Genomic DNA, 8,045 nt, shown 5'->3' with positions numbered 1-8,045 from the left:
CTACAGTACCAGCCCCTGGCACAGCCTCGGATAAAGCCGTTGAGGCAGCAAGCAGTCGCGAACACTGTGGATCACGAAAAATTGTGCTGGAGGTCAGCTATGTCAGTACCTATTTTCGGCAGGCATGGGGGTTTCTTGAGAGTCAATGCTGTTCCGAGTGGCTTTTTCTGCCTGCCACGGAGGATAGAAAGTGCCCCAAGCCTGAAATGCAGTGTCGGGCACAATAACCCGCCGGATGAAACTACTCCCGGAATTGCACGCATTCGATAGCTTCAAGAAGCTGGCCGTCGAAGTACTCGGCTCCATCTCGTTCCTGTCCTTTCAGGCGGCGCTGTACCTCGATAAGCAGATCGCGATGTTCTGATTCGAAAAAATAGCGACCACAAGATCATTCAAACTCTGTAGATGAGTGTCCCAGGCCTCCATGCAACGCTGCATTAGCCCTGTATCGCCATTCCCATTCCATGCGCCTAGAAGATTCGAGAGAGTCAGGTGTCGGTCATGACATGCCTTTGATAGGAAATGAAGGACTGGTAATTTCTCACGCTCTGGAGATAGTTGAATAGCGAAGTGAAGGGCTGCTTTTGGCCGAGGCTGTGTAAAAACGTTTTTGAGCGCGACAGGTACTCAGAACCGGACTGAAAATCGCGCTTCTACGCAAAATCCACATCTGGCTGACGTGCCGATAAATTTCAGATTTAACGTAGACGCGAGCACTTCAATTTTGGTGAAGCGTTTTTACACACTCTGGGCCGTTTGCAGCCGGTCGCGAAGGGCAGAAATTCATCGCGTTGACTAAGATCTGAGGTGTTGGTAGTCAAACGGAGGCGCGCAATGAATCGGTCATCGCTATTTTTCGGATCGTTCAGCATCGCCTGTAGCGCGACAGCCGCTGTTCCACCGCCCATGGGCCCATTCGATGTGATCGAATGGCCGGCCACTCTGAAGGAGGCCCCTTCGCAAGGCGCTACGCTTGGGGCGTTCGTCATTCAATTCGAGAAAACAACGCTAGCGCAGGTGATGAGCGAAGCTTCCGTTGGCACCCTCGCACATCGAGGCGATGCAGGTGCAAGTGTGTATTGGTTGTGCTTCAGCCAGCCAAGTGTCGGCGTGCGGATATGGATCATCTCGAATGCCGAGATGGGCGGGGACAGCCACTATGTGACCAGTGTTGTCGCCGAAAAACTCAAGACTGCACGGCCGAGCAGTGACTGTCCTGCGTTACCGGCACAGTTGCATCCTGTGTCATTTGCCAATCACCTATGGCCAGGTTCTACAGATATAGATATTCAAAGAGTGCTCGGGATGCCTTCACATCAGAATGGCGCATGGCGGACTTTCGACTTCCAGGGCAGAAAGCAAGGCAAGTGCGAAGGCGGATACGACGTGTATAACTGGCTGTGGACCCGGTCGGACAATGGGCGCATCAACAGGATTGATGCGGGTCAAATAACCAGCTGCTAGTCGCACTTTTGATACCGCTTCTGATCAGAGGCAGCTTCACGTAGTGAGGCAGTCAGACAACGGATATGGCCACCTTGAACGGCCGCCTATGAGCTAGAGGCAGGATGAATAAGCCAGACATATTGCGCAAGCAGTGCCGCAATCAAACCGATTCCTCCTTGAATGCGTACCCATCGAACAGCCGTTTTACTACCAAGGGATTCGCTTGTAATACTGAATATGGTTTTCATGTACCACATCCAGATACGACTTTGTTGTACATAAGCGAGCACGCGTTCCGGTGCAAACGCCATTGCAGTCGATATGAATACACACCACAAAATAGTCAATAACAGGAACAGCCTGAGCATTTATGCCTCCCGTTGCGCTTCCCCAATGCTTTGTTGGCTAGTGACCACCATATACCTCGCCCCGCTGCTGAAGGGCGACGAAAGCCGCTGCTGTTATCTGCTGATCTGTCCAGTTTCTGGTTAACCATATAGTCAGAGCCGCGCCGGACAGGTGCCACCACAGCATTCGCTGTGTTGAGTCCTGTTTGATCAAGTGTTCAGAGGCCACCCACCAGGCGACCTGCATTTTCCTATCGTTGTTACCTTTCAAAATGAAAAGGTCGTACAGATATGAGTACGGGCTCAACTGCACTATTACCGGCTCGCCTGAGCCTTTGGCCAGGCTCCATACCCACTCACGTTGCGCAGTGGATATAGCTTGAGAGGGGGGCGAAGGATACTGCGAAATTCTGCTCAGACCGACCCAATAGGCAGCCCAAGGCAGGATCAGTGCCAGTCCGAGAGTCCCGATGAGCAAAAAGCCGACACGACGCATCATGAGGCTGAGTCCCTTTGCCAGAAAGTAACCATCGCTGCCTTTTTCCTATTGTGGGGGACTTATGGAATAGTGCTTTGTAAAGGCGAGTCATGTGAGCCGCGCATGAGGCGGCTCTCAACCAAGAATGGATGCGACGGACACACAATGAACACTGCTCAACTATCGATTCGACAGTACATCAAAGCCAAGGACGGCAACCGTCCACATTTGTTAGACCAGGCCTTTGCGCCGGACGCGATCCTGGACATGGTCGTGCACACCGGATCCATCTCGTTTCCACCCCACGTCGAAGGCCTTGGGCCTATCGGTGATGTGCTGGTCAGGCGGTTCGGCCAGACCTTCGAAAACGTCTATACCTTCTGCCTGGGACACCCACCTGAACCGCAGGCCAAAACCTTCCAGTGCAAATGGCTGGTCGGCATGTCCGACAAGCACTCCGGTGAAGCCCGGGTCGGTTGCGGTCTGTATGAATGGCAGTTCAGCCCCGAGTCGGGACTTGTCCAGAGGCTCACTATCACCATCGAGCACATGAAAACCCTGCCAGCGACTGATCTGCACTGCATCATGGAGTGGCTATCGCATCTGGATTACCCATGGTGCCGCCCGCAAGCGTTAGTGAGCAATGCTCCAGACATAGACACGCTTGAAGAGGTGATCCATTACGTGAAGCAGGGCTGATCGCGCTATCTCAACAGTCGCTCAACCTGCGCCAACTCCCAGGTGCTCAGTAAACTGACCGGGTCAGTGCCGTAACGCCAGGCCTGGAGTGTTCCCTCGCGACCGTCCGGACTCCGGCAGTGTTGGCAGTGGTGCAAGCGGTTGCCGTCGAAGTCGAGGGTCAGATGCCAGCCTTCGATATCGACCTGTACCTGACCGGGTTCACACGGTTCGTGGAGGCGCCGCAACGGGAGGACTTCCAGGGCGGCGTCTCGCAGGCGTTGGCAGACTTCGCGGGCGGTGAGGGCGGGTGTCGGGGTTAGGCTCTGCAAGGTCATTCTCATTCTTGGGAGTAGCTTTTGGAGCATTGTAACGAGACACGCCGGCGTCATATCACCGGATACGGATTTTCGGCGTCACGGACATGCCGACTCGCAGCTTCGCCGCCGCGGGCTGATCGGGATCGATGCGAATGCGTACAGGCAAGCGCTGGACGATTTTCGTGAAGTTGCCAGTGGCGTTGTGTGGCGCGACGGCGGAGTAGGTGACTCCGCTGGCCGGTCCCAGGCTGTCCACCGTTCCTTGCAGCGTCTCGCCCGGCAAGGCATCCACCTCGATATCCACGGCTTGACCCTTTTGTACGCGCGCCAGTTGCGTCTCCCTGTAGTTGGCCGTGACATAGACGGCATCGAGCGGAACAATCGCCAGCAAGGGTTTCCCTGCATTGACGAAGGCGCCGATACGTACCGATTTCTGCCCGATCGTGCCGCCGATCGGCGCAGTGATGCGGGTATAGGAAAGTTTCAGCTCTGCGGTGGCTTGTGCGGCTTGCGCGTGGGCAAGAGCCGCCCTGGCTTTCTCCAGATCAGCTTTCAGGATATCCACTTGCTGCCGAGCGGCCTGTAAACCCGCCTGGCTCGTTTCCCCACGGGCCTGTTGAATGCTCAGTTGCGCTTCGGCCTGTTGCCGCGCTTGCACGGTTCCCGAGCCGTCGGTGGCCAGGTTGCGATAACGGGTCTGATTGACGCTGGCCAGCTTGAGCGCAGCGTCGTCTGCGGCAACGGCCGCTTGGGCCTGGCGGATGGCGGTTTCCTGCTGAATCAGGTGTGCTTGCAGGCTGGCGATGCCGGCCCGGGCACTGGCGACCTCGGCCTTCGCCGCGTTCAGGGTCGCAACGAAATCACGGTCGTCAATGATCGCGAGTAGATCGCCTTTCTTGACCAGCTGGTTGTCTTCGACCATCACTGAGTCGACCGTTCCCGACACCTGCGGTGCAACCGTGGTGAAGTCGGCGAGGACGTAGGCATCGTCCGTGGACTGGGTCGATGCGCTGGATTCGGGGCGATTGAGATAGAGAACACCGCCGATCGCCACTGCAAGCAGTAGCACCGCGCTGATGATCCTGGCTTTCTTTGGCAAGGCCATGATGGGTTATCCGTGTGAGGAAGATGAAGGAGAGGAAGAGGGCGAGGCCACATGCACGTCGGGTGCGGGGATGTAGGTCAGCCGCAGCACCAGAGGAATCAACACCAGCGCCAGAATGCCCAGCACGCGATAGGCGTCGGCGATCGACAGCACCTGCGACTGCTGCCCGATGAGGTCCATCAATTGGGACGGCTCAAGCGCCAGGGCGTTATCTGTCAGGGCTGCATGGTCCAGCAGCATTTCCCCATGGAAACGACTGCGCACGGTCATCAGCTGTCCGACCACTGCCGCACCGGCCAGTGAACCGAAGGCGCGCAGGGTGTTGATGGTGCCGGACACATAAGGTCCTTCGGGGGGCTGCACAACGCTGGTGACCAGAAACAGCATCGATACCACCGCCATTGGCTGGCCGAACGCTTGCAGCGTTTGCACCACGACGAACTGCTCGCGGTTCCAGTCGGAAGTCAATTGCGCCCCGCAAAAACAAGCCAGCGCGATCAACAACAGCCCCAACGCGAACACGATGCGCGCATCGACCCGCTTCTGATACAGCAGCAGCGCCACGACAGGCCCCAGGACCAGTTGCGGTAAGGCGACGATCAAACCGATCGATGCCATTTGCAGGGGTCGGTAGTTCTGCAACGGGCCCAGATAGCTGGCCGGCAAGAGTGAGCTGGACATCAGCACCACCAACAGGCAGACGAACAGAATGCAGCCCAGCCCCAGGTTGCGGCGGCCGAGAATCTGCAATTTGATGAACGGTGAGGGGTGATACCACTCGGTCAGCAGGTAGACGGCCAGCAGTGCCAGTCCGGCCGCCAGCGATAAGGTGATCAAGGGCGAATGAAACCAGTCCAGCCGTACGCCTTGATCCAGTGCGACGGTGATCAAGCCGAGCGCGGGCACACCGCAGGCCATGCCGGACCAATTGGCCTGCCCAAAGCGTGGGATCTGGATGGGCTCTCGTGGCAATCCCCATCCGACCAACAATCCGGCGATGAGGGTCAGGGGAATGATCTGCCAGTACACCCAGCGCCAGTCGAACAGCCCATCCGTCCAGTACCCGGCCAGCCAGATCGAGAGATTGGGCGCGAAGGTCGCGGTCATCGCATACAGCGCCAGCCCATACAGCCGTATGGGCGCTGGCAGGAATTTCAGCGCCGCCATCATCAGCAACGGAATCGTCGTGCCGCAGGCAATGCCTTGCACAAAGCGCAAGGTCAGCAGCAGGTTCAGATCGTGGATGAAGGGCAGGATCACCGCCAGCAGTGCACAACTGCCGAGCATCCACAGTTCGAAGCGCCGCAGCGAAAGGGTAATGGCAAACCACGCCGCAAAGGGCATGGCAATCAATTCCCCGGCGCTGTACGCGGTGGTCAGCCAGGAGGCGTCGTCGAGGCCAAAACCGAGTGCACCGCGTACATCGGCCAACGCCAATGCGCCGACGCGGGTGTTCAAACCCGCCATCATGGCCGCGAGAAAAATCCCGACGAGACCTGCCATTGGGCGTATCGAGGGCTTGGCCACGGGCGTTGTGGTAGCAGGGACGTGCGCTGGCGACAGTGCGACTCCGTTCATTGGTCGGCCTTCGAGGGTGCAGCGACCGGAGACGCGAGGGCAACCGATGGAGGTGCCGTCGAATGATCGATGCCAGCCTGCGGGTCCCAACCGCCACCCAGCGACTTGTAGAGGTTGACCACGGTGAGCGTGGCGTTGGTCGCGCTGTCGTTGAGACTGGTTTGGCTGGCAAGCACATTGAGCTGCGCCGTCAGTACGCTCAGATAGTCCGTAGCGCCTTGCTGATAGCCGCGTTCGGCAGACTGCAGTGCTTGCTTGTTCTGTTCGTACGAATCCAGCAATTCAGCGTGCCGGCGTTGTTGGGCCGCCCAGGCATCCAGGGCATTGTCCACTTCATGCCAGGCTCGCAATACCGTTTGCCGATAAGCCAGCGCGGCGGTTTTTTGCCGTGATTCGTTCAGGGCCAGGCGTTGCGTCAACCGCCCTCCCTGGAAGATCGGGAGGTAAACCGTCGGGCCGACGGAAAAGAAGCGCGAGTCCCAACTCGCGAGATCGCCGCTTTCAAAAGCTTCCACGCCGACTTTTCCTTTCAAGCCGATACGCGGGTAGAAATCAGCCTTGGCCACACCGATGGCGGCTGTCGCGGCATGCAGCTGGGCTTCGGCGCGCAGGATGTCGGGTCGCCGGTGAGCCAATTCCGAAGGGACGCCGACCGGTACGCGGGTCGGCAGCGAAGGCAAGGGCATGGCTTGACGCAGTTGCGCATCGAGTGTGCGTGGCTGTTCTCCCATTAACAACGCCAGGGCATTCATCAGGGCATTGCGGCGCTGGGTCAGTTCGGGAACCAAGGCTTTGATCGTCGCCAATTGCGCGCGAGCGGACGAGGTTTCGAAGCGCGTCGCGACGCCGTTACGCTCGCGGCTTTCGGCCAGGCCGAGGGTGCGTTCGGCAATCCTCAGATTTTGCTGTGCAATGTCCAGTTGTGCCTGCGTTCCGCGCAACTGCAAATAGGTGCGCGCCACTTCGGCGGACAAAGCCACCCGTGCCGCTTCGCGGTCATACACCGTGGCTTCCAGGGTCGCTGCAGCACCTTCGCGCGTGCGCTGGGCACGGCCCCACAGATCGAGCTCCCAACTGGCATCGAATCCAAGCTGCCAGAAATTATCGGGGGCAGTAGGCGCTCCCAGGGCGGCGAACTTGCCATGTTCGCTGAGCCCCTCACGCGTGTAGCTGGCATTGGCCGCCACGCTGGGCAGCAACTGCGAGGAGGCGATGCCCAGTTGCGCCCGGCTTTGTTCAATGCGTTCGGAGGCTATGAGCAGATCAAGGTTGTCAGCCTGCGCACGTGATTGCAGCTCGGCGAGCACGGCGTCGTTGAACAACAACCACCACTGGGAGGGCACTGCGGCGTCGGAAGTCAGGGCGGCGCTTGGGTAGTCCTGTCTGGGCGCTAGCACCGTTTGGTGAAGACCGTTTTCAGGCTTCACGAAGTCGGGGCCGACCATGCAGCCGGCCAGCGAAACTGCCCCTAGGGTTGCGATTGCGCACTGCCGTAATTGTGAAAGCAGCCGTTGAGAAGTCATTGCAGCGTCCTGTCGAGGAAGGGAGCGCCCCAGGCCGATATCGTTGAACGGATGATGTCGGCCGAGTAGGGCGTCACCGAGCACGCAGCTGGCCGCGTGTGCGGGCGGTGCTGTCAGTGCACCGGAGTAAAAATGGGCTTGCTCTTGTCCTTCAACAGGACGACCAGAAACTTGGCGGGTTTGGTGAGGCTGGCGTTGCGCCCGACCGTGTGGACGTCGTCCGGGCCTTCGTAGAAGGTCTGGCCCGGTGTCAGCGTGACGGATTCGCCGCCGCGCACGCCCATCACAATCGAACCCTCCAGCACATAGATGAATCCGTGTGCATTGTGCCGATGCACGGGATCGCCTCCACCCGGTGGAAACTCCACCGTGATCATCACCGCCTCCTTATCGGGATAGTCCGCCAGTGCTTTGGTCATCAGCGGTGTTACCTGCGCCGGTGGCAATGCCTCCTGTGCGCCGGCGGTGCCGGTGGTCAATAGGAGTCCTATGGCGAAGGTTCTGAAAATGGACATGGCGTGTTCCTCGTTGTCGATTAGTAGATGGCGCAGCACCCTGGCGGGACTGCGC

At 58.7% G+C, this 8,045-nt stretch carries 10 protein-coding genes; 3 read left to right on the top strand and 7 right to left on the bottom strand.

Going from position 1 to position 8,045, the window contains the following annotated elements; all coding sequences use genetic code 11:
* Positions 1 to 235: 235 nt before the first annotated feature.
* Positions 236 to 364: a hypothetical protein gene (locus AC1DLB_RS14380; protein ID WP_256663592.1), complete on the top strand. Its 129-nt coding sequence runs from the start codon at positions 236 to 238 to the stop codon at positions 362 to 364.
* A gap of 470 nt (positions 365 to 834) precedes the next feature.
* Positions 835 to 1,464: a hypothetical protein gene (locus AC1DLB_RS14375; RefSeq protein WP_477744483.1), complete on the top strand. Its 630-nt coding sequence runs from the start codon at positions 835 to 837 to the stop codon at positions 1,462 to 1,464.
* An 86-nt stretch (positions 1,465 to 1,550) separates the two neighbouring features.
* Here AC1DLB_RS14375 and AC1DLB_RS14370 read toward each other — a convergent pair whose 3' ends face one another.
* The gene (locus AC1DLB_RS14370; RefSeq protein ID WP_156523297.1) at positions 1,551 to 1,814 is read right to left on the bottom strand and encodes a hypothetical protein; all 264 of its coding nucleotides are present in this window, start codon (positions 1,812 to 1,814) and stop codon (positions 1,551 to 1,553) included.
* A gap of 37 nt (positions 1,815 to 1,851) precedes the next feature.
* Positions 1,852 to 2,292: a hypothetical protein gene (locus AC1DLB_RS14365; RefSeq protein ID WP_086944913.1), complete on the bottom strand. Its 441-nt coding sequence runs from the start codon at positions 2,290 to 2,292 to the stop codon at positions 1,852 to 1,854.
* A 144-nt stretch (positions 2,293 to 2,436) separates the two neighbouring features.
* Here AC1DLB_RS14365 and AC1DLB_RS14360 point away from each other — a divergent pair, with 144 nt between their 5' ends.
* The gene (locus AC1DLB_RS14360; RefSeq protein WP_477744482.1) at positions 2,437 to 2,970 is read left to right on the top strand and encodes a hypothetical protein; all 534 of its coding nucleotides are present in this window, start codon (positions 2,437 to 2,439) and stop codon (positions 2,968 to 2,970) included.
* A 5-nt stretch (positions 2,971 to 2,975) separates the two neighbouring features.
* On the opposite strand, the gene AC1DLB_RS14355 is transcribed toward AC1DLB_RS14360, so the two are convergent.
* The 5 genes from AC1DLB_RS14355 to AC1DLB_RS14335 form a co-directional block, all read right to left on the bottom strand.
* Complete coding sequence (locus AC1DLB_RS14355) at positions 2,976 to 3,287, bottom strand: DUF7693 family protein (protein ID WP_081626570.1); 312 nt, start codon at positions 3,285 to 3,287, stop codon at positions 2,976 to 2,978.
* 55 nt (positions 3,288 to 3,342) lie between these two features.
* Positions 3,343 to 4,374, bottom strand: coding sequence for an HlyD family secretion protein (locus AC1DLB_RS14350; RefSeq protein ID WP_111455118.1), 1,032 nt, complete (start codon positions 4,372 to 4,374; stop codon positions 3,343 to 3,345).
* Between the two features lie 6 nt (positions 4,375 to 4,380).
* Positions 4,381 to 5,877, bottom strand: coding sequence for an MFS transporter (locus AC1DLB_RS14345; protein ID WP_477744481.1), 1,497 nt, complete (start codon positions 5,875 to 5,877; stop codon positions 4,381 to 4,383).
* Between the two features lie 71 nt (positions 5,878 to 5,948).
* Positions 5,949 to 7,475 (bottom strand): efflux transporter outer membrane subunit, encoded by a 1,527-nt coding sequence (locus AC1DLB_RS14340; RefSeq protein WP_477744480.1) that lies wholly within the window; start codon positions 7,473 to 7,475, stop codon positions 5,949 to 5,951.
* A 113-nt stretch (positions 7,476 to 7,588) separates the two neighbouring features.
* A partial coding sequence (locus AC1DLB_RS14335; RefSeq protein WP_477785165.1) for a cupin domain-containing protein occupies positions 7,589 to 8,045 on the bottom strand: 457 nt, incomplete at its 5' end.

The organism is Pseudomonas sp. 05N434 (assembly GCF_056396965.1).
This window is presented reverse-complemented; position numbering and strand designations above follow the sequence as displayed.

Excerpts from the sequence above, each read along its gene's own strand:
- AC1DLB_RS14380 (WP_256663592.1), top strand. The coding sequence starts at position 236 with ATGAAACTACTCCCGGAATTGCACGCATTCGATAGCTTCAAGAAGCTG.
- AC1DLB_RS14365 (WP_086944913.1), bottom strand. The coding sequence starts at position 2,292 with ATGATGCGTCGTGTCGGCTTTTTGCTCATCGGGACTCTCGGACTGGCA.
- AC1DLB_RS14340 (WP_477744480.1), bottom strand. The coding sequence starts at position 7,475 with ATGACTTCTCAACGGCTGCTTTCACAATTACGGCAGTGCGCAATCGCA.
- AC1DLB_RS14345 (WP_477744481.1), bottom strand. The coding sequence starts at position 5,877 with ATGGCAGGTCTCGTCGGGATTTTTCTCGCGGCCATGATGGCGGGTTTG.
- AC1DLB_RS14370 (WP_156523297.1), bottom strand. The coding sequence starts at position 1,814 with ATGCTCAGGCTGTTCCTGTTATTGACTATTTTGTGGTGTGTATTCATA.
- AC1DLB_RS14350 (WP_111455118.1), bottom strand. The coding sequence starts at position 4,374 with ATGGCCTTGCCAAAGAAAGCCAGGATCATCAGCGCGGTGCTACTGCTT.
- AC1DLB_RS14355 (WP_081626570.1), bottom strand. The coding sequence starts at position 3,287 with ATGACCTTGCAGAGCCTAACCCCGACACCCGCCCTCACCGCCCGCGAA.
- AC1DLB_RS14360 (WP_477744482.1), top strand. The coding sequence starts at position 2,437 with ATGAACACTGCTCAACTATCGATTCGACAGTACATCAAAGCCAAGGAC.
- AC1DLB_RS14375 (WP_477744483.1), top strand. The coding sequence starts at position 835 with ATGAATCGGTCATCGCTATTTTTCGGATCGTTCAGCATCGCCTGTAGC.